Annotated in this window: 21 protein-coding genes and 29 tRNA genes; 40 read left to right on the forward strand and 10 right to left on the reverse strand. The window is 45.1% G+C overall.

Going from position 1 to position 24,050, the window contains the following annotated elements; genetic code table 11:
* The first annotated feature begins 78 nt into the window (after window positions 1-78).
* The gene (locus tag QUB26_RS21475; protein ID WP_333319649.1) at window positions 79-465 is read left to right on the forward strand and encodes a type II toxin-antitoxin system VapC family toxin; all 387 of its coding nucleotides are present in this window, start codon (window positions 79-81) and stop codon (window positions 463-465) included.
* 393 nt (window positions 466-858) lie between these two features.
* A complete protein-coding gene (locus QUB26_RS21480; protein ID WP_333196988.1) occupies window positions 859-1,983 on the forward strand; it encodes a PD-(D/E)XK nuclease family protein in 1,125 nt (374 codons plus the stop codon).
* A 260-nt stretch (window positions 1,984-2,243) separates the two neighbouring features.
* Here the strand turns inward: QUB26_RS21480 and QUB26_RS21485 are convergent, their stop codons facing one another.
* From QUB26_RS21485 to petM, 5 genes are all read right to left on the reverse strand, one after another.
* Window positions 2,244-2,543 carry a hypothetical protein gene (locus QUB26_RS21485; RefSeq protein ID WP_333319651.1) on the reverse strand — a complete coding sequence of 100 codons (300 nt, stop codon included), beginning with the start codon at window positions 2,541-2,543 and terminating at the stop codon, window positions 2,244-2,246.
* Window positions 2,536-2,754, reverse strand: coding sequence for a hypothetical protein (locus QUB26_RS21490; RefSeq protein ID WP_333053554.1), 219 nt, complete (start codon window positions 2,752-2,754; stop codon window positions 2,536-2,538). Before QUB26_RS21490 ends, QUB26_RS21485 begins: the two co-directional genes overlap by 8 nt.
* 191 nt (window positions 2,755-2,945) lie before the next feature.
* Complete coding sequence (locus tag QUB26_RS21495) at window positions 2,946-3,863, reverse strand: NAD(+) kinase (RefSeq protein WP_333241608.1); 918 nt, start codon at window positions 3,861-3,863, stop codon at window positions 2,946-2,948.
* A 1-nt stretch (window position 3,864) separates the two neighbouring features.
* Window positions 3,865-4,842, reverse strand: coding sequence for an NmrA family NAD(P)-binding protein (locus QUB26_RS21500; protein ID WP_333241610.1), 978 nt, complete (start codon window positions 4,840-4,842; stop codon window positions 3,865-3,867).
* 197 nt (window positions 4,843-5,039) lie between these two features.
* Window positions 5,040-5,174 carry a cytochrome b6-f complex subunit PetM gene (gene petM / locus QUB26_RS21505; protein ID WP_445242817.1) on the reverse strand — a complete coding sequence of 45 codons (135 nt, stop codon included), beginning with the start codon at window positions 5,172-5,174 and terminating at the stop codon, window positions 5,040-5,042.
* 324 nt (window positions 5,175-5,498) lie between these two features.
* Between petM and pdxA the strand changes: the two genes are divergently transcribed.
* Window positions 5,499-6,596, forward strand: coding sequence for a 4-hydroxythreonine-4-phosphate dehydrogenase PdxA (gene pdxA / locus QUB26_RS21510; protein WP_333319654.1), 1,098 nt, complete (start codon window positions 5,499-5,501; stop codon window positions 6,594-6,596).
* Window positions 6,597-6,716: 120 nt separating this feature from the next.
* The gene (locus tag QUB26_RS21515; RefSeq protein WP_333319656.1) at window positions 6,717-10,328 is read left to right on the forward strand and encodes an OmpA family protein; all 3,612 of its coding nucleotides are present in this window, start codon (window positions 6,717-6,719) and stop codon (window positions 10,326-10,328) included.
* Between the two features lie 19 nt (window positions 10,329-10,347).
* Here the strand turns inward: QUB26_RS21515 and tnpB are convergent, their stop codons facing one another.
* Together tnpB and QUB26_RS21525 are read right to left on the reverse strand one after the other, a co-directional pair.
* On the reverse strand, window positions 10,348-11,541 hold the full coding sequence (gene tnpB / locus QUB26_RS21520; protein WP_333319658.1) for an IS200/IS605 family element RNA-guided endonuclease TnpB: 1,194 nt from the start codon (window positions 11,539-11,541) through the stop codon (window positions 10,348-10,350).
* 255 nt (window positions 11,542-11,796) lie between these two features.
* Window positions 11,797-12,621, reverse strand: coding sequence for a biotin--[acetyl-CoA-carboxylase] ligase (locus QUB26_RS21525; protein ID WP_333319660.1), 825 nt, complete (start codon window positions 12,619-12,621; stop codon window positions 11,797-11,799).
* 495 nt (window positions 12,622-13,116) lie between these two features.
* On the opposite strand from QUB26_RS21525, the gene QUB26_RS21530 reads away from it, so the two are divergent.
* From QUB26_RS21530 to QUB26_RS21620, 19 genes are all read left to right on the forward strand, one after another.
* Window positions 13,117-13,190 (forward strand) — tRNA-Asp (locus tag QUB26_RS21530).
* A 4-nt stretch (window positions 13,191-13,194) separates the two neighbouring features.
* Window positions 13,195-13,269: transfer RNA gene (locus QUB26_RS21535), tRNA-Glu, on the forward strand.
* A tRNA-Cys gene (locus tag QUB26_RS21540) sits at window positions 13,270-13,343 on the forward strand.
* A gap of 102 nt (window positions 13,344-13,445) precedes the next feature.
* Window positions 13,446-13,520: transfer RNA gene (locus tag QUB26_RS21545), tRNA-Met, on the forward strand.
* A 3-nt stretch (window positions 13,521-13,523) separates the two neighbouring features.
* Window positions 13,524-13,598, forward strand: a tRNA-Trp gene (locus QUB26_RS21550).
* Between the two features lie 6 nt (window positions 13,599-13,604).
* A tRNA-Glu gene (locus QUB26_RS21555) sits at window positions 13,605-13,678 on the forward strand.
* A gap of 5 nt (window positions 13,679-13,683) precedes the next feature.
* A tRNA-Lys gene (locus QUB26_RS21560) sits at window positions 13,684-13,758 on the forward strand.
* 13 nt (window positions 13,759-13,771) lie between these two features.
* Window positions 13,772-13,853: transfer RNA gene (locus QUB26_RS21565), tRNA-Tyr, on the forward strand.
* Window positions 13,854-13,887: 34 nt separating this feature from the next.
* A tRNA-Tyr gene (locus QUB26_RS21570) sits at window positions 13,888-13,961 on the forward strand.
* A 5-nt stretch (window positions 13,962-13,966) separates the two neighbouring features.
* A tRNA-Ser gene (locus QUB26_RS21575) sits at window positions 13,967-14,053 on the forward strand.
* A 5-nt stretch (window positions 14,054-14,058) separates the two neighbouring features.
* Window positions 14,059-14,131: transfer RNA gene (locus tag QUB26_RS21580), tRNA-Phe, on the forward strand.
* A 6-nt stretch (window positions 14,132-14,137) separates the two neighbouring features.
* Window positions 14,138-14,212: transfer RNA gene (locus QUB26_RS21585), tRNA-Asn, on the forward strand.
* Window positions 14,213-14,292: 80 nt separating this feature from the next.
* The gene (locus tag QUB26_RS21590) at window positions 14,293-14,979 is read left to right on the forward strand and encodes a hypothetical protein (protein ID WP_333319662.1); all 687 of its coding nucleotides are present in this window, start codon (window positions 14,293-14,295) and stop codon (window positions 14,977-14,979) included.
* A gap of 35 nt (window positions 14,980-15,014) precedes the next feature.
* Window positions 15,015-15,088: transfer RNA gene (locus tag QUB26_RS21595), tRNA-Gln, on the forward strand.
* A gap of 29 nt (window positions 15,089-15,117) precedes the next feature.
* Window positions 15,118-15,194 (forward strand) — tRNA-Leu (locus QUB26_RS21600).
* 23 nt (window positions 15,195-15,217) lie between these two features.
* A tRNA-Leu gene (locus QUB26_RS21605) sits at window positions 15,218-15,298 on the forward strand.
* 4 nt (window positions 15,299-15,302) lie between these two features.
* Window positions 15,303-15,375, forward strand: a tRNA-Pro gene (locus QUB26_RS21610).
* 122 nt (window positions 15,376-15,497) lie between these two features.
* A tRNA-Leu gene (locus QUB26_RS21615) sits at window positions 15,498-15,571 on the forward strand.
* 95 nt (window positions 15,572-15,666) lie between these two features.
* A tRNA-Thr gene (locus QUB26_RS21620) sits at window positions 15,667-15,738 on the forward strand.
* 20 nt (window positions 15,739-15,758) lie between these two features.
* Here QUB26_RS21620 and QUB26_RS21625 read toward each other — a convergent pair.
* Complete coding sequence (locus QUB26_RS21625; protein WP_333319664.1) at window positions 15,759-16,364, reverse strand: macro domain-containing protein; 606 nt, start codon at window positions 16,362-16,364, stop codon at window positions 15,759-15,761.
* 65 nt (window positions 16,365-16,429) lie between these two features.
* Here QUB26_RS21625 and QUB26_RS21630 point away from each other — a divergent pair.
* The 9 genes from QUB26_RS21630 (at window position 16,430) to QUB26_RS21670 (ending at window position 17,635) form a co-directional block, all read left to right on the forward strand.
* Window positions 16,430-16,500 (forward strand) — tRNA-Gly (locus tag QUB26_RS21630).
* Between the two features lie 275 nt (window positions 16,501-16,775).
* Window positions 16,776-16,846: transfer RNA gene (locus QUB26_RS21635), tRNA-Val, on the forward strand.
* A gap of 6 nt (window positions 16,847-16,852) precedes the next feature.
* Window positions 16,853-16,925: transfer RNA gene (locus QUB26_RS21640), tRNA-Arg, on the forward strand.
* Window positions 16,926-17,150: 225 nt separating this feature from the next.
* Window positions 17,151-17,224 (forward strand) — tRNA-Arg (locus QUB26_RS21645).
* A 7-nt stretch (window positions 17,225-17,231) separates the two neighbouring features.
* Window positions 17,232-17,308: transfer RNA gene (locus QUB26_RS21650), tRNA-Ala, on the forward strand.
* Window positions 17,309-17,313: 5 nt separating this feature from the next.
* A tRNA-Ala gene (locus QUB26_RS21655) sits at window positions 17,314-17,387 on the forward strand.
* Window positions 17,388-17,395: 8 nt separating this feature from the next.
* A tRNA-Ala gene (locus tag QUB26_RS21660) sits at window positions 17,396-17,468 on the forward strand.
* A 6-nt stretch (window positions 17,469-17,474) separates the two neighbouring features.
* Window positions 17,475-17,548: transfer RNA gene (locus tag QUB26_RS21665), tRNA-His, on the forward strand.
* A 4-nt stretch (window positions 17,549-17,552) separates the two neighbouring features.
* Window positions 17,553-17,635: transfer RNA gene (locus QUB26_RS21670), tRNA-Ser, on the forward strand.
* A gap of 544 nt (window positions 17,636-18,179) precedes the next feature.
* Here QUB26_RS21670 and QUB26_RS21675 read toward each other — a convergent pair.
* Both QUB26_RS21675 and QUB26_RS21680 read right to left on the reverse strand, forming a co-directional pair.
* On the reverse strand, window positions 18,180-18,410 hold the full coding sequence (locus tag QUB26_RS21675; protein ID WP_333203025.1) for a hypothetical protein: 231 nt from the start codon (window positions 18,408-18,410) through the stop codon (window positions 18,180-18,182).
* 71 nt (window positions 18,411-18,481) lie between these two features.
* On the reverse strand, window positions 18,482-18,652 hold the full coding sequence (locus QUB26_RS21680; RefSeq protein ID WP_333319666.1) for a hypothetical protein: 171 nt from the start codon (window positions 18,650-18,652) through the stop codon (window positions 18,482-18,484).
* Between the two features lie 275 nt (window positions 18,653-18,927).
* On the opposite strand from QUB26_RS21680, the gene QUB26_RS21685 reads away from it, so the two are divergent.
* From QUB26_RS21685 to QUB26_RS21720, 8 genes are all read left to right on the forward strand, one after another.
* A tRNA-Lys gene (locus QUB26_RS21685) sits at window positions 18,928-19,001 on the forward strand.
* Between the two features lie 15 nt (window positions 19,002-19,016).
* The gene (locus QUB26_RS21690; protein ID WP_333319668.1) at window positions 19,017-19,184 is read left to right on the forward strand and encodes a hypothetical protein; all 168 of its coding nucleotides are present in this window, start codon (window positions 19,017-19,019) and stop codon (window positions 19,182-19,184) included.
* Window positions 19,185-19,190: 6 nt separating this feature from the next.
* Window positions 19,191-20,153, forward strand: a complete 963-nt coding sequence (locus QUB26_RS21695) for a GNAT family N-acetyltransferase (protein WP_333241623.1) — start codon at window positions 19,191-19,193, stop codon at window positions 20,151-20,153.
* Between the two features lie 629 nt (window positions 20,154-20,782).
* Window positions 20,783-20,983, forward strand: coding sequence for a hypothetical protein (locus QUB26_RS21700; RefSeq protein WP_333209070.1), 201 nt, complete (start codon window positions 20,783-20,785; stop codon window positions 20,981-20,983).
* Window positions 20,943-21,091, forward strand: a tRNA-OTHER gene (locus QUB26_RS21705). Before QUB26_RS21700 ends, QUB26_RS21705 begins: the two co-directional genes overlap by 41 nt.
* A 696-nt stretch (window positions 21,092-21,787) precedes the next feature.
* On the forward strand, window positions 21,788-23,227 hold the full coding sequence (locus QUB26_RS21710; RefSeq protein WP_333319670.1) for a hypothetical protein: 1,440 nt from the start codon (window positions 21,788-21,790) through the stop codon (window positions 23,225-23,227).
* Between the two features lie 102 nt (window positions 23,228-23,329).
* Entirely contained in the window at window positions 23,330-23,617 is a 288-nt protein-coding gene (locus tag QUB26_RS21715) for a Txe/YoeB family addiction module toxin (RefSeq protein ID WP_333319672.1), read from the forward strand.
* Window positions 23,618-23,664: 47 nt separating this feature from the next.
* Complete coding sequence (locus QUB26_RS21720; protein WP_333241626.1) at window positions 23,665-23,985, forward strand: type II toxin-antitoxin system prevent-host-death family antitoxin; 321 nt, start codon at window positions 23,665-23,667, stop codon at window positions 23,983-23,985.
* Window positions 23,986-24,050: the final 65 nt, after the last annotated feature.

Raw genomic sequence — 24,050 nt, forward strand, 5'->3', positions numbered from 1 at the left:
AGCTGGGTGCGGGGAAACTCGCACGCCCAGACCTAACAGAGAGGGGCGGGGAACAATATCCCCCCTCGACTCAACCCAATGATTTTGTGTGACACCAATATTCTCATCGAATTCTATAAAAACAATACCGCCATCATTCAAGAACTACGACAAATCGGCAGCCATAACTTAACCATTAGCATTATTACCAGAGCAGAACTGTACTATGGCGCACTCAACAAAAACGAACTAAACCGCATTCAAAAACACCTCAACTTACTTCAAAATATTCCGATCGATCGACCCATCTCAGAGCAATTCATTCAACTCATGGCGCAATATTCCCTAAGCCATAAACTCACAATTCCCGATGCCATGATTGCCGCCACCGCCCTAACCCATAACATTAGCCTTTATACCCTAAACCTCAAAGATTTTCGCTTTATCGAAGGCTTACAAATATATCAATCTTCCCTGTCCCCATGACCCAAACGGTTGAACACTGAAATTCAGACTAGCCCGATGCGTCGGTTAATTACAGTGATTCGAGCGTGATGAAGTTATAATGAGTGTCTCGATTTTGGCGATCGCCGACGGTGTGCGATCGATTCTAAATGCTCTCTAATCTCAAATATAATAAAAATAGCTTTTTTCTGTGTGATGGCTTAAGTGTTTAAGTTGAATTGTGCGGCGAACTCGATCGAGGAAAGGAGATTCTGATGGGGAGTAAGAAGAGGTTGACATACATCCTCAAGCGGCGGCATTATTCGACTATATGCAGTGTTGTACCGCAAATGCGATACATTATAAGTTAGGTAGCTTGAGCCTCTGGCTAGGGCCGTAAGGTAAACTCACTTGTTGAGAGTAAAACATAGGTGAATGTTAGTGGCGCTTTTCAGTCGGCTCTTAAATCTCAATACAGGCAGTATTCCGCTAGAAGATTTCTTCACTGAGTTGGTCGCCTACCTCTTCAGTACAGACAAGGAAATTCTCTATTCTTGGCTTAAGAATTTAAACTTATTGGATATAAATATTTATTTGGATGCCTATGTTTCAACACAGAGGGAGTTTGAGCCTCTTGATGATCATCGTTTAGCTAGCCGCCCAGATATCTTAATTGAGCTAGTAGATGCTAAAAGTCGTAGCATCATCTTTATCGAAAGTAAGATTGGCTCTCAGGAAGGCTACGAGCAGCTTTCAAGGTATGCCGAGATTTTGCATGGAATTTCAGGGTTCCAGCACAAATTTCTTTTGTACATTACTCGTGATTTTGATCCAAAAGATCAAGCAGATATTTTCAAGAATATTTCTCAATCTACCGTTCAGTTCAGGCAATTGAGGTGGCATCAGTTCTATCGATTTTTGAAATCTCAGGCAGATACAATGCTTGTTAAAGAAATTGTGACATTTATGGATGAGTATCGCATGGCACATAACAATCAGTTCTCTTCTATTGACGTGATTGCGTTAGCAAATTTCACAAAATCACTAAAACTTATGGAAGAGACAATGTGGGGAGAAGTCAGTCAGCGCTTTGAGAAAGTTCTGGGAGCAATTAAGCAAAAGTCTACAGCTCTTACCCAGATTCAATGGCATGGGCGGTATTTAATGACTGCCTCAATGCCAAGTGGAAGATGGTGGTGTGGTCTAGGCTTTATTCTAAAGACATCACATTTAACTGATTACCCAATAGTACGTCTCGTACTTGAAGTAGATCCTAATTCACCGCGTCGAGCAGAAATTATTGAAACGATGAAAGATATTTGCGAACAGTACGGTTGGAGGGGTTATAACTTAGATAGCTCAAAAGACTGGGCAGGAATAGTTCGAGACAAAAGTTTACAGGATTTTCTTTCTGAAGAAGACCATGTGGTGGCTGTCAAAAGATTTTTCCTGCAAGCACTAGATGAGTTAGAAAAGATCAAAGATCAGTATTCAAAACTTCCTTGGGTAGCAATTCAAGGCAATGGAGAAAGCTCTGATGATACGTTGCCAGCTACCTAACAAATCGTTGCAACGGCGGAATAAAGATAATCGGTGGGGATGCCAGGGTTACTAACCGCCGTTGAACTCAATCGTTATCTCGCAAACGCTGCCTGACTTTGGAGATGATTCGGAAGCTCGATCGAGAGTTAAGCTAAATAAAACTCCGAGTTCTGCATCGATGCTTATTAGAAGCGAATAATTTCGATCGTGCCTCGCGATCGCACAAAACAAACATCAAATTCTCGAAAGAAGTTGGTTTGCCCGAGAATTAATGGAACCTAAGAGGCTTGTTCCCAAGCAAATGCTAGGCGAACGGGTTCCAGATTCCCAATTTGAACATCTACAAATACACCCCGCGCCTCAACCGTTGCCAGATTTCCAGCCAATGGCAAGCGGACAGTTTGTTCCTCCCAAATTGCACCCAATTGCAGACCAATGTCATAAGGTAATAGACTGACCGCAGACCCAGTATCTAGCAGTGCATTCGCCGAGACAGAAAAGCCTGCATGACTCATAGTGATGGGAATCGTGGGTAATGCTTCATCGTCAGAAAAGGGAAACTCGATCGAACTAGGCATGAGTAGATGCCTCTCGATCGTCTCGAATCATCTGCATCATAATGTTTGCCGCTTCCGTTGCATCGTAGAGCGATCGAACCGGATACTCTGATGCAGAAAAGATGACTTGTAGTTCAGCGTCTGGGATTTGCACTGCTAGGAGTTTGAAGAGTGATAATTTGTCTGACTGGCTCAGATTGTTCACCAAAGGTATTAACTCAGCGAGAGACATGGTTTAAACTCCCAGAAGTACGAGAATACATCTATCATAAACGCTGCCTGAGTTTGGAGATGATTCGGAATCTCGATCGAGAATTAAGGATTCCGTAGGAGATTCCGATCAAACTTTATCCTGCCCAAAAACAAAGAAAAAGCCGCCCTAAAAGGACGGGACTTTAGCCCTCCGCTCATTACCAACAACTATCAAGGCAACTCAACAGAACTCGGTTTAGCAATGTGAGGCAAACCCCAGCCCAATTTTTCCCGCAAAATGTGGAAAAACTCAAAAGATTGCACCCGAATAAACCGGGCTTGGTACGGAGCTCGCTCGACTTGCACCCAATCCTCCGGCAGAACATAACATCCGCCGTTACCGTCTACCACCATTACCAGGCGGTTTGGACTTGCCGGCAAAATCTTGACCGGCTCAGTGTTGGAAAACACCAAAGCCCGCGAAGCCATTGAATGCGGGCAAATAGGCAGCAACTGCAGCACCGGCACTCCGGGAATGATCACAGGGCCACCCGCAGAAAGGGCGTAAGCTGTCGATCCTGTGGGAGTTGCGATGATGACTCCATCTGCAGCAATGTCAATAGAAGCGTGCTGACCGATCGCCACTTCAAAATGACACATACAAGTCAGCGGTTCCCGGTGCAGCACCATTTCATTGAGACAAAGGGCTTCCCAGAGGCAGTCGTTTTCTCGAAACAGCCGCACCGCCAGCATCGATCTTTCTTCTATTTCGTATTCTCCGGCGATTACCTTTTCCAAAGCTTGCGGCAGCAAGTTCAGGTAAGTTTCTGTTAAAAAGCCCATGTGACCGGTATTGACAGTCAGCAGCGGCACTCCAATCGGAGCAACTTGGCGAAATGCCGACAGCACCGTACCGTCGCCGCCCAAAACCACTGCAAACTCCATGTCGCTGTCAAAACCGGGGGGGACGAGTTGTTCGATCTGAGTGTGGCACAGGGGGCGATCGGGGCTAGAATAGCCCAGAATTCCTCCCGAACCAGAAACCGAGCAAACCTCCCAGCCGCGGGCAGTCAGCTTGTCTTCCAACTCTGCGGCGATGCGACAAGCCACAGGTTTAACGTCGTTGTATATAATCCCAGCTTTCGGCACTTTAAAATGTAAAGGGCATCTTTTGTTTACTCCGTTTTTTAGTTTTAAGCTGCTCGTACTCTATTTCCTTGAGCTTCTTCATAATCAGATTAAAGTATTCTTCCAGATAAGACTCCAAAGTAGTAGTTTCTTTAGGGTCGATTCCGAAGACACTGTAAACATCATCCATCGGAGCTTTCAAGGGTTTTCCGGCTGCCAAAACTTCTGAAAAAGCCAACCTGTCAGCTACGTTCCAACTCCACTGAAAGAACTTAGCAAATTGACGAGTAGCCTTCAACAAGGCGTCTGGGGTGCGCGTAATTTTGGCTTGCTTGCCTGATAGCCGTTCGCACAACCGCACGATTTCTTCAGCATCCCAAGCGCGATTTCCCACCACCGGAAAGCTTTTTTTCTCGGTTTCAGGAACGGAAAGGGCCCGGACGGCAAATTTAGCAACGTCCTGAGTGTTCATGTAGGCAAGGGCGGATGGCTTGTTGGGCAGCCAGACTGCCTGATTGTCCAAAATTGGCATTGCATACAGGCTCAGCAGTCCTTGCAAAAAGCCGCAAGGTCTCAAGATTGTGTAGTCTAGACCGGATTCTGCTAAGAACAATTCGGTACAGCGCTTGATTTCCAACAAGGGGACTTGGGGATATTTCTCCGCGTCTAGGAAGGAAAAGAATATGTAACGCTTGATGCCTGCTGCTGCTGCTGCTTGGATCAGCGAGACTTTTCCGTCCCAGTCTACTCTTTTGATGCTGACAGAATCGGCTGCACTCGCTGTTGCTGCATCGATAATCGCAGTGACGCCTTCTAGGGCCGGAGGCAGACTGTCTGGCTGGCAAAGGTTCCCCGGTACGAGTTCAGCGCCCCATTCTTTCAAAAATGCAGCTTTTCTGTAACTTCTGACTAAACAGCGCACCTGGTAGCCCTCGTCTAGGGCGCGGCGGGCTATTTGGCGGCCGAGAGTGCCGGTGGCACCTAAAATCAATAAAGTCATCTAGGGATTAATTATGAATCTTAAACTTTCAATAAGATGGTATCAGGTTTTTGTTAAGTTTTTTATAAAAACTTAACAAAAACCTGAAATTTTCTCATTTTAGGCTTGAGATATTCGCCAGAAGGCTTGCTTTCGGCAGCAAGTAGTCTCTAGAAGGCAGAAGGTAGAAGGCTTCTGAAGGATTGGTTGAAAAAAACTTATTCTTCGCCGCCTTGCAATTTGAGCAGGAGGAAGCCTCCACCTATACCCACGAAAATTAGGGAAAAGGACAAAAAGGCTGCATTGAAAATTTCAGGATTCATGATTATATATGTCCAATTGGGCGATCGCATTAATTGACACTCCTCGCCCTGAAGGCACGAGGATTCTTAAGACATTTCGATCTTAATATCCCTAGTAATAGGGTTCCCAGGCTGACCACGAAAAGCACATAGGTGTGTAGTCATATCTCCTCTGTGAATGTTTTGGGCGTAGACTTTCCCCCAGTCCGGGGGTAGGTTTTTAAATCTTGTCTGATCTGCTTATTGTACCATATTCATTTGTTTAGATAAATGTGTTATTTTACTTGAAAATGGAAAAAGCCGTCCTAAAAAGACGGGGTTTTAAACCCAATCTTCTGATAAAGATAATATAATTTGGGTCAACCAGGTACATGAATGCTAAAATTTCAGTGCCGAAATTCCTGTATTTTGTTGGAGAAAACTGCCTTGAGTCTCGATCGGGAATCAAAACTAGCTGTAACTCTGGGAGATCCGGCGGGAATTGGCCCGGAAGTGATTCTCAAGGCATTGGCAGATCCCGCTGCTGCTTTGATGGTGACGGTTTTCGGATCTAGGAGAGTTTTGCAGCAAACTTACGATAAGTTGCGATCGAGCAATCCCGCAGCAGAAGCAGCAAATCCCGAAACATTAAATATTATTGATATTGAACCAGACAGCAAGTGGGGCGAAATAGTCCCCGGTGTCGGTAGTGCAGCTAGCGGGGCTGCTAGCTTTGCTTACATGGAAAGTGCGATCGCCCGTACCATCGCCGGCGAATTCTCCGCGATCGTCACAGGCCCGATTTCCAAAACTTGTTGGCAGGCTGCAGGTTACAATTATCCCGGACAAACAGAACTCCTCGCAGAAAGGGCGAAATCGCAGCGGTTCGGAATGCTGTTTGCCGCCACATCTCCCCACAGTGGCTGGACGCTAGTAACTTTACTGGCTACCACACATATTTCGCTCCGTCAAGTACCCGATGCTTTGAGTCCAGAATTACTGAGTGAAAAACTAGAATTACTGATAGACTGTTTGCGGGAAGATTTTGGGCTGGAAAGACCGAAAATTGCGATTTCTGGCTTAAATCCTCACAGCGGCGAAAATGGCAAACTGGGAAATGAAGAGCAAGACTGGATGATACCTTGGTTGGAAACGCAGCGCGATCGCTTTCCTCAAGTGCAGTTAGACGGGCCAGTCCCCCCCGATACCCTGTGGGTAAAACCGGCTAAAGTTTGGTACGGTTTAGCCAAGGAAGCTCACGACGGTTACTTGGCAATGTACCACGACCAGGGGTTGATTCCAGTAAAATTGATGGCTTTCGATAAAGCAGTCAACACTACAATTGGCTTGCCTTTTGTCCGCACATCTCCCGATCACGGCACAGCTTTTGATATTGTAGGTCAAGGGATTGCAGATGCCTCCAGCATGAAGGCAGCATTGCAGTTGGCGGCCCAGTTGGCTAGTCGCAGAACAGCAGTTAAAATAGGGCGATAGCTTTAGTACGCCTGACGCTTGGAAAAATTGTGTCATTCCTATTGATTTTCGCTGGGGTGAGGCGGCAAGCAAGCTGGTAATTTCCTTCGGTCGATTAAAATCAACTATTGGTAGCGCAGTATGGCAGCATTTAATGATAATTCCGGCAAAATATATCAGTCAGAAAAAGAGGTTTCTGATGCAACTCTGGCAAGTTCTAAAGCTGGAGAGCAACTTCAGGAATTGCTAACCATATTGACTGAATTTCAGTTATTGAAAAAAACCAAAAAAGAGCCAAGCGAGTTGAAATTACCGCTTTCGGAAAAGTCTGTTCAGCGATTAGAGGATGATGAGAATCGGCGCAAACAATTGTCTTTCCTGATCGAATCACCGAGTATTGTACCGGAAGTATTAACTAACGATGAAGAGATACCTTCTCAAAGACGAGAAAACAATAATGAGGAACCGGATTTATCTATAGCCGGGAATGTCGCCAAAAATAATCGCCCCTCGGAGGAAGAATTAGAACAAGCAGTAGAGCAGTTTAAACAGTTGCAACAACTGCTGTTTGAAAGGGATTTACCGGAATTTTACAGTAATGTTTTGAGCGTGGAACAAAGGTTAGAAAATTTTGAGAAGTTGATGTCTGATCCCGAAGAGTTGATGATTTTGCTGAAACCGTTAATTCCTGAGTTAGTGAGAGAAGAATTAGATGGGTTGAAGTTGGAATTACAAAAGGCGATCGCACTCGCGAGCAATAATAAAATTAATCCGATCGAGTTGGAGGCAAAATTAGCAAATTGGGAAAATCAAATTGCTAACTTGAACCAGCAGCCACTGCCGAATACAGAACACTTAATCCAACGGCTGATGCCAGTGGTGGGCGATATGCTCAACCGTAAGGTAGAGGAGTCTAAGTTAGAGGTAGCTTCGGCGATCGCACCTAGAGTCAATCAAGTAATTCACAATCAAAACGGACTTGAAGAACAGGTAGTAAGAATTGAAGATAGAGTTGCAAATATTCAGCAGCGTTACCAGCAGCAACCGGAAGATTTAATCAAGCAGCTAGTACCAGTAGTTAGCGAATTGCTGAACCGCAAAATTAGTGAATTAAAATTAGAAGTTGTAGAAGCTGTTGCCCCCTCAGTACAGGTAAGAATAGCTTGGGTAGAAATAGAAGAAAAAGTATTGAGCATCATCGAGGGCCGACTGGCTACGCAACAGTCGCCAATTCAGAAGCCAGAAGAGATAATGGCGATGCTAATGCCGGCAATAACTGATTTGCTGAATCAGAAAATCGATGAATCAAAATTACAAGTAGCAGCGACGATCCAACCTTTGATAGAATCAGCAATTCTTCAAAGGGAAGTTCAAGGAAAATTGAGCGACGTAGAAAGTAGACTAAATAATCTTCAGCGACAGCAAAAAACTCAGCCGGAAGATATAATGGCAAGGTTAATGCCGTTAATGATTGAGTCGCTGAACCGGAAAATCGAGGAGACAAAGTTAGAGGTGAGAGAGGCGATCGCACCTGGTGTCAACACGGCTATTCAAAACAGCGGTATTGCAGCACAAATATTAAATAATGAAACTAAGATTGTCGAAGTTCAGCAGCAAGTTTTAGCCGAGATAGAAGGGTTGATGGCAAGAATAATGCCAGTGATTATAGAAATGCTGTCTCGAAACATCGGGGAAGCAAAGCTAGAGATAGAATCTGCGATCGCCCCTGCTGTCGATGCCATCATTCAGAATAAAAGGATCGATCAAAGACTCGCGAAGATCGAACAACAGATTGTGGCGATCGAACACCGGATTTATGAATCGACAGACTTGTTTACCGATTTACTGAAACCTTTGATTGACGAGCTGATGGTTAGCCATCACGCTCAACTACAAAAGTCGGTCATCGAATCTATTTTACCATTGTTAGATGAAGTTGTAAGTTATAATTACAGACTCAACGATAAAGTAGGGGAACTCGATCGCAAAATTACTGATGCGGAATGGGGAGGCGATCGGGAAGAGTTACTTGCCAGAATTAAAATCATTTTTCCCGAAATGATGCTCCAAACAATTAATGAGTCGAGAAAATCATTTGTCGAAACCATAAGTCCGATAATTGATGAAATAATTAATAGCAAAACCAGAGAAAATAGACAATCGATGGGAGTAGCCATATCGCCGGCTCTGACTGTGGGAATCAGTCACAGAATCAGTGAATCGCCCGATGAAATTGCAATGGCGATCGCGCCGGAAATGGCCACCGCTATCAAACAGCAAATTCATCTCAAGCGAGAAGCAATGTCGGATGCACTTTATCCGATCATCGGCAGCACGATTTTAAAATACATCGCCGAGATGATGCGGGAGATTAATGAAAAACTCGAATCATCTTTAAGCCCAGAGGCAATTAGTCGCAAAATTAAATCCAAAGTGCAGGGAATTTCTGAAGCAGAATTGCTGATGAAAGAAACAACACCACTGAGTGTTAAAGCGGTTTTTTTGATTCAAGCAAAATCCGGCTTAGTAATTTCAGCAGTGCAGCATTCTGAACGCGAACAGCTAGAATCAGAAATGGTAGCCGGGATGCTGACTGCTATTCGGGCTTTTGTCAACGATTGCATATCTCAGTCGGGAAATATTGCCGAGATTGATGCCATAGAATACGGCACATCGAAGATAGTATTGGAAGTTGCGGGTTCGTGTTATCTGGCAGTAGTGATGCAAGGAGAAACCCGCCAGTGGTTTAAGTATAAAATGCGATCGATCTTCAACAATATTGTTCAAGAATACGGAACTCAAATTCAGTCATTTAACGGCGATCCAGCAACTGTGCCACCCGAAGTAAACTCGAAATTGCAAAAATTAATCGATACAGATGTAAAAGTTAAATCTTCTAAACTTCCCATTTTACCAATTATCGGTTTGGCAGCGTTAGGTTTAATTGGCATACCTTGGGGAATTCATCAATACCGCAGCGGAGTTGCAGCCAGCTTAGAAGCAGATACAAATGTAGCATTACAATCTGCTCCAGAGTTATCAGTTTATCGCCTCGCGGCTGATGTTAAAGATAAAGTATTGGAGATTTCAGGACGAGTGCCGAATCAAAATCTGCGATTAAAAGCGGAAAAAATCGCTCAGCAAACGGCTCCACAATCAAGAATTGAAAATAAAATTATAGCCGTTGAAGTACCTCCTGATCCAGTTTTAGTCGAAGCCGATGTCAAGCGGACGGCAGCTCTTTTGAATAAAGTAGAAAGCATTAATATCTCGGCTCGCTATGCAGAGGGGAAAGTCGCCGTTGCAGGCAGCGTAAGCAAAGTGCCAGATGCTCAGAAAATAACTCAAGCTTTTGAGACAATTCCGGGGGTGAAGTCGGTAACAAATACAGTGATTATAGGAACTCCACCGCCACCAAAGATAATAATGCCAGTTCGCGTGTATTTCGGTGTAGGTTCGGCAAGTTTGCAGGCGAAAGATGTAGCACAAAAGCTTAGCAAAGTCAAGGAATATATGGAGAAAAATAGCACGAAGAATTTAAGGGTAGTTGGCTACAGCGATTTTAAAAGCACTCCGGCAGAAAATCAAAAGTTGGCACTGGAAAGGGCGACAAATGTGAAAAATATTTTGGTTAGACAAGGGATAAATGGCAACAGAATACAAGTTGCTTCTACTAAGGGTCGTCCCGAAGGTGTGGACGCCAATCAACCGCTGTGGCTGAGCAGATTGGTAGTATTTGAGGTGATAAAGTGAACTACCAGACGCCGACCGTCTAAGCGGTACAGCGCTGGCTTCCTGATTCAACGGGGATAGCGTCCAACAAAACCGAAGTTTTACCAGATCGACTTACATCCCCTCCACAGGCAGAAGCGCTAGTTCCTAACGCCAGAATCCGCAAGGCTTCATTTCTGATGTTGATCGCCGCATTTACATCACGGTCATGATGAGTACCACAATGCTTACAAGTCCATGCCCTAACATCAAGAGTGAGATGCTCAACTTGATTTAGGCAGACATGACAAGTTTTTGAGCTAGGAAACCATCGATCGATCTCGACATATTGTTTACCTTCACTTTCAGCCTTGTACTTAAGCATTGTGCAAAACATACCCCAGCCAACATCGCTAATCGCCTTGGCTAAGTTATGATTCTTGACCATACCTTTGATGTTGAGATTTTCCACTGCAATAACTTGGTTTTCGTTGACTATCTTGCGGGATAGTTTCTGTAGAAAATCTTCACGACATCTGGCAATTTTGGAGTGAACTTTTGCCACTGCCAACTTTGCCTTTTTACGGTTTTGACTGCCTTTCTTTTTGCGAGAAAGCTTTTGCTGTTTGCGTTTTAGATTGCGCTGACACTTGACAAAAAATTTAGGATTAGTGAACTTAGATCCATCACTGGTAATCGCAAAATGAGTTAATCCCACATCAATGCCAACAGCTTTATCAACGGGTACTGATTCAGGGTTAGCCTTGCCATCGTCAATCAAGACGGATACAAAGTATTTACCATCAGGATTGCGCGATACAGTAACAGTTTTAATATCACCTTCAAAATCACGATGACGCTTACAATGAACCAATCCGATCTTAGGCAGATTGATGTAGTCACCGTCAAATTTGACGTTTTGGGGATAACTAATCGACTGCCGACTATGTTTTGATTTGAATTTAGGCAACATTGCCTTTTTATCAAAAAAGTTCTTGTAGCCAGTGGATAAATTCAATGCGACTACTTGTAAACATTGAGAATATGGTTCTTTTAACCATTCATATTCTTTCTTGAGAGCAGGAAGTAAGCCTTGTATGTATCCTCTGGACAATCCTTTACCAGTATTTTTATAGGTTTCTTGACACAAGTTTAGAGCATAGTTCCAGAACCATCTCGCACAGCCAAAAGACTTGGCAAGCAAGTTTTCTTGCTCATTTGTGGGATAGATTCTGTACTTGTATGCTTTATACATTTATCAACACTGTCGAATACTGATAAGATTATAACAGATAGAATTGATATTGATTCGCTATCGCTCAATTTACTTTCGGGCTGCGCTTTCATCCCGTCCCTCATCCTTGTAAACGGATAGAGTGCGGGACTTCCCGTTCGCGTTAGTTAAAATTGGGAATTGGGAATTGGGAATTGGGAATTGTTGACTGTTGACTGTTGACGGCGTTGAGTGATGACAACTGACAACTGACAACTGCCCACTGACAACTGACTCTTAAATTAATCGAACTCGCCCAGAGGTAAAGGCTTGTATTCGATCGCCCGCCAAGCATACTAACAAGCGGCCGCTTCCATCAATGCCCGCTGCTTCTCCGCAGATGGTTTCCGACGCAAGTTCGATCGCCACCGGGCAGCCAATCAACCCATCGCGGCGGCGCAATTCGGGCAAAAGTAGCGCTAAACCCGACTTGGAGGCTGGCTTGTCTGTTGTAGAAAACATATCGGCTAGTTCGAGTAAATAGTGCCGCAGTCGATCGACCAAACACAGTTCATCCGGTACTGTACTAGCAATAGAATGCAAGCTTATCGCATTGCCGATCGCACTTTCATCCAATCCCGCAGCCGCGAAATCTACGCAGCGGTTGAGTCCAATTCCCACAACGGCGCGAGTTTTGCCCAAAGCATTGCCGGAAGTAGCTTCGCAGAGAATTCCGGCTAATTTGTGGCGATCGATCCAGACATCGTTTGGCCATTTCAGGCGCAGCATATCGCGACAGTCGGGAACCAAATCTTCGATCGCGTAAATCACGGCTAAACCCGCTGCTAAACTGAGTCCCGGCAACAGATTGGGGTTGAGGTTGTCGAGTACAAAACTAACAGTCAAGACACCGCTTGGGGCGTGCCAGGTGCGCCCGTGTTGGCCGCGCCCGCTGGTTTGTCGCCTAGTAAATACTGCATCTCCGTGGTGGAGCCCGGCCGCGCGGGCGATCGCCCAACTGTTGGTACTCGGACAGGTATCCAAGGAGTGTAGCCAGTGAGGAAGGTTTGGGCGATCGGGTTCTGGGGTTATGGGCACGGGAGTTAAGGGCAATTCAGACAAGGTTTGATTTGTAGTATTTGATTTCTAAAAGCTGATTATCGCATTTTCCACAAGTGCCACCTCGCGCGACGGCGAGAATTCAGAGACATTAGAGTGTAGTACGGTTTCAGCATCAGATTTACCTTACGCCACAACATCTGTTTAGCAGCAAAAATTTTGATATATATGGGTTTTGGGGAACGCAGAGGGTTGGTGGGAGCGATCGACACCCCTTTAAAAAACCCAATTTAAAAAAAAGTTGTATTACCCCCTTGACAGTCTTGTAATACACGCTGTAGTATAAATGTATGGCGAAGGGGAAAGAGCTTCAAAGCCTTGCCCCAGGAGCAATATGAACCTTGAAAACAGAATAGGAAGTTAATCATGTCACATAATTGTGGACATTGGCGGTGTAGACTCCGGCAACAATAGCCCGATCGGGTTGTAGTACGCGGAATCAACCGCCACCCCGTCCCAACTTGAGTAATTCAAGGACAGAAAATTGTTCATTTTCGCGGGGGTATAGCTCAACCGGTCAGAGCAGTCGCCTGTCGAGCGAAAGGTTGCGAGTTCAAGTCTCGTTACTCCCGTCAAAGTCCCGTAGGCAAAAGTCAAGCCGTCTCCCCCTCAAGGAGAAGATTGCGAGTGCAAACCTCGTCGGGACTCCCAGGTTAGGTGGCTGAGTGGCTCAAAGCGTCGGTCTGCAAAACCGAATTGCGCGGGTTCAAATCCCGCCCTAACCTCTGTTTCTAATCAGAAATTAAAAAATAGAAATTAAAAGATTAAACTAACAGTCTTTTAATTGAATTTTTTAACTTTGAAAAGGAACGAAGCGAAAGTGACATTGCAGCGTAGCTTAATGGTAAAGCGCCAAGTTCATACCTTGGTCAATGCGGGTTCAATTCCGGCCGCTGCGACCACAAGCAGGGATGGTGTAACTGGCAACACTCTGGTCTCCAAAACCAGCATTCTGAGTTCAAATCTCAGTTCCTGTGCCAATTTATAGTGCTGTAGGCAAATGGTTTAAGCCGCTTGGTTTTCACCCAAGTGATTGCGGGTTCAACTCCCGTCAGCACTTCTCGTGGGTCGTTGGCAGAATGGTTTTGCAGCCGCCTTTTAAGCGGATGGATCGAGGTTCAATTCCTCGACGACCTACCAAAAATCCTATCTTGGGTCGGCCCTCCTATTGGCGTGGGTAGCTGTCTGTAAAACAGTAGCTTAAAGCGTTGCTGGTTCAATTCCAGCCCGACCCATTTGTAACTGCATTTAATCCGCAGTTGCAATTTTGAGAACGTGGTGTAGCCGGATAACATCTCAGTTAATAAAACTGAAGATTGAGGGTTCAAATCCCTCCGTTCTCGCGCTCGGAGAGGTGGCCGAGTGGCTTAAGGCGCTTTCCTGCTAAGAAAGAGCGGTTTAACAGCCGTCGAGGGTTCAAATCCCTCCTTCTCCGTTTTCCCCCCGATAGCTCAGTTGGTAGAGCGCTTGTCTGAAGAACAAGAGGTCGTCAGTTCGATACTGACTTGGGGGATTGCGTTGCCTTATAGCTCAATGGTAGAGCAAGCGGTTGTTAACCGCTAGGTTGTAGGTTCGAGTCCTACTGGGGCAGCCATTTTACACAACTTTAAAAAGTTGGTAAAGCTTTGTGCCGAGCTCATTTATAATAATAATTACTTGAGTTCTACACTTTTCATGAAATACACCAAAGAAATCTTGGAAGAAGCTGTTAAACATTCATTTTCTATCAGTGGGGTTTTAAGGCAACTTGGTATAGCAGGTGGTGGAAGTCATGGTCACATAACTAAGCGGATTAAAGAGTTGGGTATTGATACCTCTCACTTTAAACAATCCGATCAAAGTTTGAAAGGGCTTAATCCCAAAAAGCCAAGCCAAGAAATTTTGGTCCTAAGTTCGCGCAATCAAAGAACACCAACATTCCAACTTAGAAGAGCATTAATGGAGATTGGGAGAGAGTATAAATGTGAAAGCAATAAATGTTTGGTGCAAAGTGAATGGTTAGGAGATAAGTTAGTTTTAGACATCGATCACATCAATGGAAATTGGCAAGATAATAGGCAAGAGAATCTGAGATTTATTTGCCCTAACTGTCACAGACAAACTGAAAATTATGGAAGTAAACGCAGAGAGCCGGAAGCAAATAATTACATAGCTCACCAGAACAAAAGAGTTCCTCATATGAAAGCAAGAAAAGTTGAGCGTCCCTCTAAAGAAGAGCTAGAAAAAATGCTTTGGGAAAAACCCACTACTTGCTTAGCAAAAGAGTTTGGTGTCAGTGGCAAGGCAATAGAAAAATGGTGTAAGACTTATGGAATTCAGAAACCGCCAAGAGGATATTGGAACCGAAATAAAATATATTAAATATCTAAATATTTAGTAAGTTGAGTAAATGTTATTGGGAAGTCGCCTAATCGGTATGGCACCGCTCTTTGAAAGCGGAAAAATGCAGGTTCGATCCCTGCCTTCCCAGTTCTGCTATTACCAAAGCAGATAAATTACACTCCTGTAGCCCAATTGGCAGAGGCCGCAATTTCAAAAATTGTGTTGTGTGAGTTCAAATCTCACCTGGAGTACCAAATTTTCAACTAAGTTTTTACTTGCTCCTGTGGCGGAATTGGCAGACGCGGCAGACTTAAAATCTGTTTTATTTTGAGTGTGAGTTCGAGTCTCACCCGGAGCATGAACGGGATGTAATTCAGCGGCCAGAAGCCATGCTTTGGGAGCATGGAGTCGTTGGTTCAAATCCAACCATCCCGACTTTACCCCTGTGATGTAATTGGAAAACATCGCTTACTCAAAATGAGCGTCTTACAGGTTCGAGGCCTGTCGGGGGTATTAGGTTTTATTCAATCTAAAATCTAAAATCTAAAATCAGTTTTGCCCCTGTAGCCCAATTGGTAGAGGCGCTAGATTTAGGATCTAGTTAGTGCTGGTTCGATGCCAGTCAGGGGTATTTGGTGACATCGCGGGTGAAGTAGCCTGGGTAGGCTTGGAGGTCTCATAAGCCTCTTAATAGCAGGTTCAACTCCTGCCCCCGCCACCAAAAATGCAGGTGTGATGTAATTGGCAACATGAGGCTCTTGTAAAGCTTTCTTGCGAGTTCAAATCTCGCCACCTGCTTGGGAAAGTGCGATCGCTCTTTAAGCAGGATTGCGATCGCCACCTTCCCAAATTTGCAGTTGTCTTTCTGCTGCCACAAAACAGTTGACATACGGTGTGGGATACACAAAATAATCGTAAGCCAGTGCCATTTGCCGCGCGGCTTCGCGATAAGGAACTCGGCCGATTCCCGTTCCTAAACCCGGACAAACAACACTCTCAATTTTACGTTCTGCGTGTTGATTGTAGCGCCGAATTGTTAACAGCATTGCCCACGTTGCCACATACGGAATGTCTGTTGCTACGACAGACATCGGTACGCGCATGGTGGGAGTATGAGCGATAAAAGGATGTTTGGGATGGTGAGTTTCGATGATGAATGATGTGCCAACGGGTTGTTCGCCTAGATAGTCTTCCAAGATATGCTGCTGAACCCTAACCATTAGAGAATGACCGAAAAAATCAACAATGGCTGCATCGATACCGCCATCCATCATGCCAAATGAATTGGCGGGACTAACCAAACAGTCATACTCGGTTAAATCCTCGAAACGTTTGTTGGTAATTTCGACATTGGGTAGGTAGAAAAAATACTCTTGGAATGCGGCAAATAGTTCGGGATTGGGTGCTGTAAGTATAAGTTTCATATTTTTGCTCTCCGCTCTCTAGTTTAGCAAATTACTAAGGGCGATCGCTCGGTAACACTTAAAGTGCGGATATGGTGCAACGGTAGCATCTGAGTCTTCCAAACTCGCGATACGGGTTCGAGTCCCGTTATCCGCTTGGCTAATTAAATAGTTGACTGTTGAGAGTTCATAGTTGACATGGAGGTTTTATAACTGTTGACAATTGACAGTCGCGTGTAAGCTGAAATATCAAATTTGTTTGCGGGTGTGATGTAAAAGCTAGCATCTGAGCGTGCCATTCTCAGCGCATGGGTTGGATTCCCATCATCCGCTTTGGTAAAAACGAGGTTTTATTTAATCCAAAATCTCAAATTGCCAGAGATTTTAGGTTTTATTTAATCTAAAATCTAAAATCTAAAATCTAAAATTTCTAGTCCTGTAGCTCAACGGTAGAGCGTTTGCCTTACAAGCAGACGCGGGGTAATCTCCTGTCAGGACTACCAATTTATGGGAGTGTAGCTCAATGGATAGAGCGCCGCGCTTCGGACGCGGATGTTGTGGGTTCAAGTCCTACCACTCTCGTTGTTTTTGCTTTAATTTAAGGAGGTTGATTCTATTGAATATGCTGCGATAACTTGCACGCCAAATTGCGATCGGGATTAATCAAGCCGATATGATATTAATTAGGGCTTACGCACAAATCAAATAAACCGGGTTTTTTACCGAATCTGCGAGCTACAACGAAGTATTTTCACAAAAAACCCGGTTTCTGGCCACCCGTGCGTAAGTCCTGTTAACAAAAAACATGGGAGCGTAACTCAACTGGATAGAGTGTCGAGCTTCTACCTCGAATGTTGTGGGTTCAAGTCCTACCGCTCCTGCTGTCTGGGGTTCGTAGCTTAATTGGTAAAGCATCTAACTGGCTGTTAGAAAGATATCGGTTCAAATCCGATCGCAATCCACCAAATTTGGGTTTGTAGCTTAATTGGTAAAGCACCTAGTTCGCTGCTAGGAAAATGTCGGTTCGAGTCCGACCACGATCCAGCAAAAACGGGGTCATAGCTCAATTGGTAGAGCGCTTGCTTTGCACGCAAGAGGCCAGGAGTTCGATTCTCCTTGACTCCACTTCCGGTGTCTGAAGCCAAAGCGGTAGCGGCGCTGGTTTGTGGAACCAGTAATAGCGGGTTCAATTCCCGTCAGATACCCCTCGGAAGATGCCGCTAAATGGTTGGCAACCAGTCTTGAAAACTGGGGTACAGGTAACTGTAAGGGTTCGATTCCTTCATCTTCCTTTTGACCACCGGGAGCCAGAAAGTACGGCACTGTGCTGATAACGCAGAGATAGGAGGGGCAGTACCTCTCCGGTGGATTGCTTAAGATTTTATATATAAATAATGGAGGATAATGGTTAATTTTGTCACGAGCTTTGGTATTAGAGACTGATAAAAATTATGGGGAGGTCGCCTAAATGGAATGGCACCGTAAAAAGTTTGGAAAAGCGGCTCTCAAAAGGACGATCGGGTTTGTTGAGTAGGGTAAAAAGTTGCTTCGCGACGTTCCCGGAAAACGCAAACTGGCAACAGGTTGCGGAGGCACTGAAAGGAATTAACAGTCCGAGATGGGGGCAGTTCCCGTCTGCTTGCGGGCAGTAAGGAAGCGCGTTTCCTGAAAGTTGCTGTCGCGAGATGCGGGTTCGAGTCCCGTCCTCTCCATTCAAGGTTCAAGTCCAAATCGAAGAGTTTCAACCCGTGCCCTAACAGTTAAAGCATACATACTCGGCTGTTAACCGACTAAAACCAATGCTTTACGCACTTGCACGGGTTGAACCTCAGAACCTCAGTTGTTCTTGAGGTCTAAATCGCGATCGTAGCTGCCGATGGGCCGCAGTCGGGTCATCAACTGCTTCAGCAAGAAGCCATTGCTGTTCCAAGCCGTATAAGGAGTAGCCCCTTGTCCCTTCAGGCACAAGGTTTGTCGGGCTTTGTTGTGGCAGATATTTGCCAGCAGGCTGACGACTGACACTAAGCCGAGTTCATCGACAAGGGCTTCGAGTTGATCTTGAGTCACAAGCACACCTCCAGGGTTGACTATTTTCCTGAAGGATAGCACAATGGGGAAAGAAAGGGTACTAAATGGGGCTAGTCTGGCGTAAGGTTATCGTCAATCAGCTTATATTCGTTGATAGTTGCCAGCAGCATCAGTTTAGACATGGATATTCCTGACTCGTCAGACAGCTTCTTCAGCTTTTGATGGATTCGGTTGGGCATTGTAACTTTTATGGTTTTGGAACCTTCCTCTTGTTCAGGCATTAGCAGCAGTCATATTTAGTTGACACCAGCTTATCTCCTTTTGAGTACCGATCGCGCTTTGCTCCGATCGTCTGTAGGGATGCGGGCGCAGCGCGATAAAATGGCTGCTGCTGCGAAACTGTGCGCTAACAAATAAAAAGGTCGATCGCAAATCTCTAACCAAGGGAGCGATTGGATATATTAGTTACACTCTGAAGCACGCAGTAACCACACAACTTAATAAAAAAAGTGAAATATGCGAAAATTAAAATATTGTGTTATACTATTCTAGATGCGGGAGTATAGCTCAGTTGGTTAGAGCAGGTGACTCTTAATCTCAAGGTCGAAGGTTCAAGTCCTTCTACTCCCATCTCAAATCCTGAACATGAATTTATCGAAACTCACGAGTGCAGTCAACTGCTGTAGCGGTTCGATGCGTCGGGGTGTTTGCGTTGTCGGATTTTTAATGCCGATCGACCATTGGGGCGAGTCGATCGATAAAAGTGCGATCGCCCAAGCTATTTTGAAACTGAATAACAACAGGGAATGGTGATTAGCTATGATGGCAAATCTCTCGGCGCGCTGCTATGGGGGCGATCGCGATTTAGATGCGATCGCCCATTTAATCAATACTTGCGAAGAACTCGATCGGCTCGATGAAGGCACTTCCATCTCGGAATTACAACAAGAATTTAACCAACCGTCCCTAGATGTAGCGCACGATATCCGCCTTTGGGAAGATGCGGAAGGAAAATTAATCGGTTTTGCTCAGTTGTCGGTTTCTGAGCCTGGGGAAGTAATTGACGGTTGGCTGTGGTTTCGCGTCCACCCCGACGTGCGATCCGGTGATGTGGAAGCAGCCGCGATCGCCTGGGGTGAAGTGCGGATGCGTGAAGTGTCTGCGATGCGGGGCGGGCGCGTGAAGCTGCGAACCTACGCGCGCGCGGAGGATTGCGATCGCATTTCTGTGCTGGCTAGTTGCGGTTTCAAGGCCGATCGCTATTTTTACCGAATGGCGCGATCGCTCTCTGAACCAATACCTGAACCGCAATTCCCCGAAGGTTTTGCCCTTATTCAGTTCCCCGGCGAACAGGATGCGGCAGCTTGGGTAGAAATGTTCAACCAGTCGTTTATCGATCACTGGAATCATCACGATTTAACGGTGGATAAATTTAAGCACGAGTTAGCTAAACCCGATTACAGAAATGATTTAGACTTGATTGCTGTTGCTGATGACGGCACATTTGTCAGTTTTTGTTACTGCGAGATTAGTGTGCAAGAGTGCGATCGTACCAGGCGCAATGAAGGCTGGATTGCTTGTCTCGGCACTAGGCGCGGCTTCCGCAAAATGGGATTGGGACGAGCAATGTTGCTCGCTGGTTTGCATCGGCTGAAAGCTGCCGGTGTCGCTACTGCTATTGTCGGCGTCGATGCTGAAAATCCATCAGGTGCATTGCATCTTTACGAGTCTGCTGGCTTCCACAATATTCGCGACAGTATTTCCTATGTTAAGGATGTTTGATCGATGTTACAGCGGGCGATCGCACTCCGACCCAAGAAACCGGGTTTTTTACCGGATCTGCGGGTTGTAACGAGATATTTTCCTGAAAAAACCCGGTTTCTCGCCCCTCGTGTAAGTTTTATCTAAAAAACTTTTGCTACCCCCTTGACACCTGTGTAGTATTTATGTAGTATAAAAATACGGAAAGCGCAGGACAAGCAAAAACTTGTATTTTCCGGGCAAATTCTGAACCTTGACAACTAAATATTGCTCAAAATTTCAACGAACATCAATTTGAAAGTCTTGTAATATAGACTCGATGGTCATGTTGTTACTTTATACGAGACTGTTCGGTTACAAATTGACTCGAACCGAGTCAGATGTTGTACGAAATCAGTCTAATTTCAACGAATTTAATGCGGATTCAGAACAGACAAGTTCTGCCAGATTTCAATCAAGCAAAAAGGCTGAGCAAATCCGCAAAATCAAACAAGCTTATCATTTAGAACGGCGCTTCTTTCAGTAAAGATTATCAGATTTCGTGAATCTTTACCGATACTGGCAATTTGCCCGCGTCTCACAAAAAGCAAAAGTCGAGAGCAGATAAGCTACTAATCCAAAATCCAAAATTGCTCTAGGAGGTATCGGTAATGGTTCACATTCGTTTTGAAGGACGTTCCTACGATCTGGCCGAAGACCAACTGGGTATCGCGGCAGGAATGAGCGACAAGGCTATTAAGGAACGTCTGGCTAATCATTTTGATGTCAAGGGCGATCGCTTCGAGTCTTACGTGCTCGATCGCCGTCCCAGCGGTGATTTAATTGTCCGCCCAGAAGCTGTTTACGGCTAGAAATTCACTTAAAGCACCTATTAGGCAGCGCACCCCAACTAAAGAAGCTTACAAACTGGATACGTTCGACTTTAAATCGAATTGTAGGTTCAATTCCTACTTGCCGCGAGGCTAAAGCTTCTCTGACTTGTGCGCTGCCTTTTATAGCTGAATTTTTTATATCTATCCGGCACTTAAAAGTTCCACTTCGCGCCCCAACAAAGGAAGCCTACATACTAGCTCTTGATTGGGCATTTCTCTGAAAATAGAAGTCGTAGGTTCAACTCCTGCGTATGTGCAAATGGCTTTCTTAACTTGCGCGAAGTGACTTTTGAGGCGCTATAAGCTATTGTGGTTAATTCAGGATAATAATTAAGTAATCCTGTTTGTATTGAAGACTTCCGTCCTCAAAAATAAATTGGTATTAGCCATGAGAAAATGTTGGCCGATATCTCGCCGATGAAAGTCACAATTACTCGATCGTACATCTGGCTAACGGTTTGATTGCAAAATATGCCGATCGCAGTTTACCCTTTCGCTACTAGACGCGCGATCGCCTGATGTCCTGGGAAGCTCGGATTAATTGGGTTGAACCAGATTTGAAGTCACTCGACTCCGAAATAGTCCGCCAGGGATTGAAATCCCTGTCTAATAGCTAAAGTCCTCTGAAGAGGACTAAAGATATTTGTTTTTCTTGGTTTTTAATCAGCGAAAATACATTTTTAAACACGCATTTCAGTCCTCTTAAGAGGACTTAAGCTTTGAGCCAGGGATTTCAATCCCTGGCGGACTAAGGCGCAAGGTGCAAAATATTAGGTGACACCAATGAATATGAATGCAGCAGAACGCGATTTGCGTTTGGAAATGCTCAACAGTCTCCTCACAACTCCACACCGTCAATTAGAAAAAGTAGCAGAAATTCACAAGTTAATTGTCGAATTAGACCCGATTTTTTACGGTCATTTAGCAGTGTGGTATCAACGTCACGGCGACGTGCGCGATCACAAGGAAGTTTTTGCCGGAAATTTGCTGACTTCGGCGCTGACGGAACACCGAGATGCCGGGTTTATGATGCTGCAAGAGTTCCCTCCCTACGAGGTTTCGCGGATTGTGGACTTTATGAAGCGGCACCAGAATAAGGTGCCTCGCAGCGCGCGCACTGCTGTCACTCGCTATCTGAAATCGCGGGAAAAGAATGCACAGTTTTTCGATCGCGCCGCCATCCGCAACCGCAAGGCGATGAAGCATTTGTACGCAACGCTGCACGTCAAGCCGAGCGATCGCGCTAATGCTATTCTATTTAAAGACAATCCGCCGGAAGACTCTCTGGCATTCGTTTTGAAGCAGTTGGCCAAGGCGGCGACACCTGCGGAACAGGCGAATTTGATTGTTGAGTACAAGATTCCGTATACGATCGCAGTTGGTGCGATCAAACAGCTAACGCCAACGGTTTTGGCCGCGCTGATTAACTCGATGTCGCCGCAGGAAGTCATCAACAATTTGAAATCGATTCAGTCGCGCGGGGCGATGGATCACGCGGAAGTCAAGCAGTTGATTGACTCGAAGCTGGATGAAGCGGCAAAGTGCGATCGGGTTTCTGCTTACAAAGCGAGTGTGGCGGGTGCGGGCGCGAACTTCGACGCAGCAACGGCGGCGAAGCTGGAAGCGGTGACAAACGAACAGGTGAAGAAGCGCGGCAAGATTGCCAAAGCAACCGGTTTGTTGATTGACAAGTCTGGTTCGATGGAAAGTGCGATCGAAGTCGGGAAGCGTCTCGCTGCTTTGATTTCGGGCATTTCCGACGCTGCACTGTTTGTTTATGCCTTTGACACGATACCGTATCCAGTGCAAGCAAACGGCAGCGAATTGACAGACTGGGAAGGCGCTTTCAAGCACATTCGCGCTGGCGGCGGCACAAGTTGCGGTTGCGCGGTGGAAGCAATGCGAATTAAGAAGCAGGTTGTCGAGCAATTCATTATGGTAACAGATGAAGGCGAAAACGCTGCACCTTATTTTGCAGATGCTTATCAGAATTACTGCCGCAGTTTGGGGGTAATTCCTGATGTTGTGATTGTGCGAGTTGGTGCTTGGTGCGAATATGTCCAAAAGAAATTGAAGGACAAACAAGTATCGGTGGAAACCTTTACGTTTGCAGGTGATTATTACTCCTTACCGAATTTAGTGCCGATGTTGAGTCGTCCTTCGCGGCTGGAATTGTTGATGGAAATTCTTGATACGTCGCTGCCTGTGAGGGATGACAAGTGATATGATTTAGGCATTGCCCGTGAGTTAAGCTGGCGGGCAATGCTCACCTTATTTTTTCTAGGAGGGAGCATAAAATTGAAAAAATGATTCAGGGTTTGCCAGATGAGTGCTGAGGGTGAGAGCGATCGCGTAGAACGTCAGACCGTTTTTCAGCCGGAGTTTTTAGAAGACCTAGAATATTGGGTACAAACTGACCGCAAGATGGCGTTACGCTTAATCAAAATGGTCAGAGAAATTCTGCGAGACCCGTTTGAAGGCATTGGCAAGCCGGAACCCTTGAAATATGAGTTTTCTGGCGCGTGGTCGCGTCGTTTGAATAAAGAACATCGTATTGTTTATTTAGTGAGTGATGACCGTATTGATTTTCTGAAAGCGCGCTATCACTATTAGTAAAGTGATAAAAGTTGAGTCATTAAGTTAGTCGGAGTTATAAATTTATGTCAACTGAGATTACATACACTGAAGCTGAAGCAAATTTTAAAGATTTCTGCGATCGCGCTGTTGAAACTGGGGAAGTAATAGTTATTACTAGACCTAACGGCAAAAATGCGATTTTGATTTCTGAGGCAGAATTAGAAAGTTTGCTAGAAACGCTTTATTTGCTGAGGTCGCCTGCTAATGCAACTCGCTTGTTAACCGCACTGAAGCGAGCTAAATCAAGAGTCGTTCAACCTCAGACAATCGATGAAATTTCCAAAAAATTTGGGCTTGAGGAAGAGAATGATACTGAAAAAATCCTACAAATGAGAGTAAAGTAATAGAGTGAGGAATCCGATCGCCCTTTATTCCAAAACTCCCGGTTGCCTGTCCTCAAGCGATTCCT

The sequence above is a fragment of the Microcoleus sp. B4-C1 genome, assembly GCF_036705285.1.
Classification (GTDB): Bacteria; Cyanobacteriota; Cyanobacteriia; order Cyanobacteriales; family Microcoleaceae; genus Microcoleus.

Coding starts and splice junctions, on each gene's coding strand:
- QUB26_RS21700 (WP_333209070.1), top strand. CDS start 20,783: ATGGTTCACATTCGTTTTGAAGGACGTTCCTACGATCTGGCCGAAGAC.
- QUB26_RS21590 (WP_333319662.1), top strand. CDS start 14,293: ATGAAATACACCAAAGAAATCTTGGAAGAAGCTGTTAAACATTCATTT.
- QUB26_RS21475 (WP_333319649.1), top strand. CDS start 79: ATGATTTTGTGTGACACCAATATTCTCATCGAATTCTATAAAAACAAT.
- pdxA (WP_333319654.1), top strand. CDS start 5,499: ATGCTAAAATTTCAGTGCCGAAATTCCTGTATTTTGTTGGAGAAAACT.
- QUB26_RS21710 (WP_333319670.1), top strand. CDS start 21,788: ATGAATATGAATGCAGCAGAACGCGATTTGCGTTTGGAAATGCTCAAC.
- QUB26_RS21690 (WP_333319668.1), top strand. CDS start 19,017: ATGAATTTATCGAAACTCACGAGTGCAGTCAACTGCTGTAGCGGTTCG.
- petM (WP_445242817.1), bottom strand. CDS start 5,174: ATGCGATCGCCCAATTGGACATATATAATCATGAATCCTGAAATTTTC.
- tnpB (WP_333319658.1), bottom strand. CDS start 11,541: ATGTATAAAGCATACAAGTACAGAATCTATCCCACAAATGAGCAAGAA.
- QUB26_RS21695 (WP_333241623.1), top strand. CDS start 19,191: ATGATGGCAAATCTCTCGGCGCGCTGCTATGGGGGCGATCGCGATTTA.
- QUB26_RS21485 (WP_333319651.1), bottom strand. CDS start 2,543: ATGCCTAGTTCGATCGAGTTTCCCTTTTCTGACGATGAAGCATTACCC.
- QUB26_RS21515 (WP_333319656.1), top strand. CDS start 6,717: ATGGCAGCATTTAATGATAATTCCGGCAAAATATATCAGTCAGAAAAA.
- QUB26_RS21625 (WP_333319664.1), bottom strand. CDS start 16,364: ATGAAACTTATACTTACAGCACCCAATCCCGAACTATTTGCCGCATTC.
- QUB26_RS21480 (WP_333196988.1), top strand. CDS start 859: ATGTTAGTGGCGCTTTTCAGTCGGCTCTTAAATCTCAATACAGGCAGT.
- QUB26_RS21720 (WP_333241626.1), top strand. CDS start 23,665: ATGTCAACTGAGATTACATACACTGAAGCTGAAGCAAATTTTAAAGAT.
- QUB26_RS21500 (WP_333241610.1), bottom strand. CDS start 4,842: ATGACTTTATTGATTTTAGGTGCCACCGGCACTCTCGGCCGCCAAATA.
- QUB26_RS21680 (WP_333319666.1), bottom strand. CDS start 18,652: ATGCCTGAACAAGAGGAAGGTTCCAAAACCATAAAAGTTACAATGCCC.
- QUB26_RS21715 (WP_333319672.1), top strand. CDS start 23,330: ATGAGTGCTGAGGGTGAGAGCGATCGCGTAGAACGTCAGACCGTTTTT.
- QUB26_RS21490 (WP_333053554.1), bottom strand. CDS start 2,754: ATGTCTCTCGCTGAGTTAATACCTTTGGTGAACAATCTGAGCCAGTCA.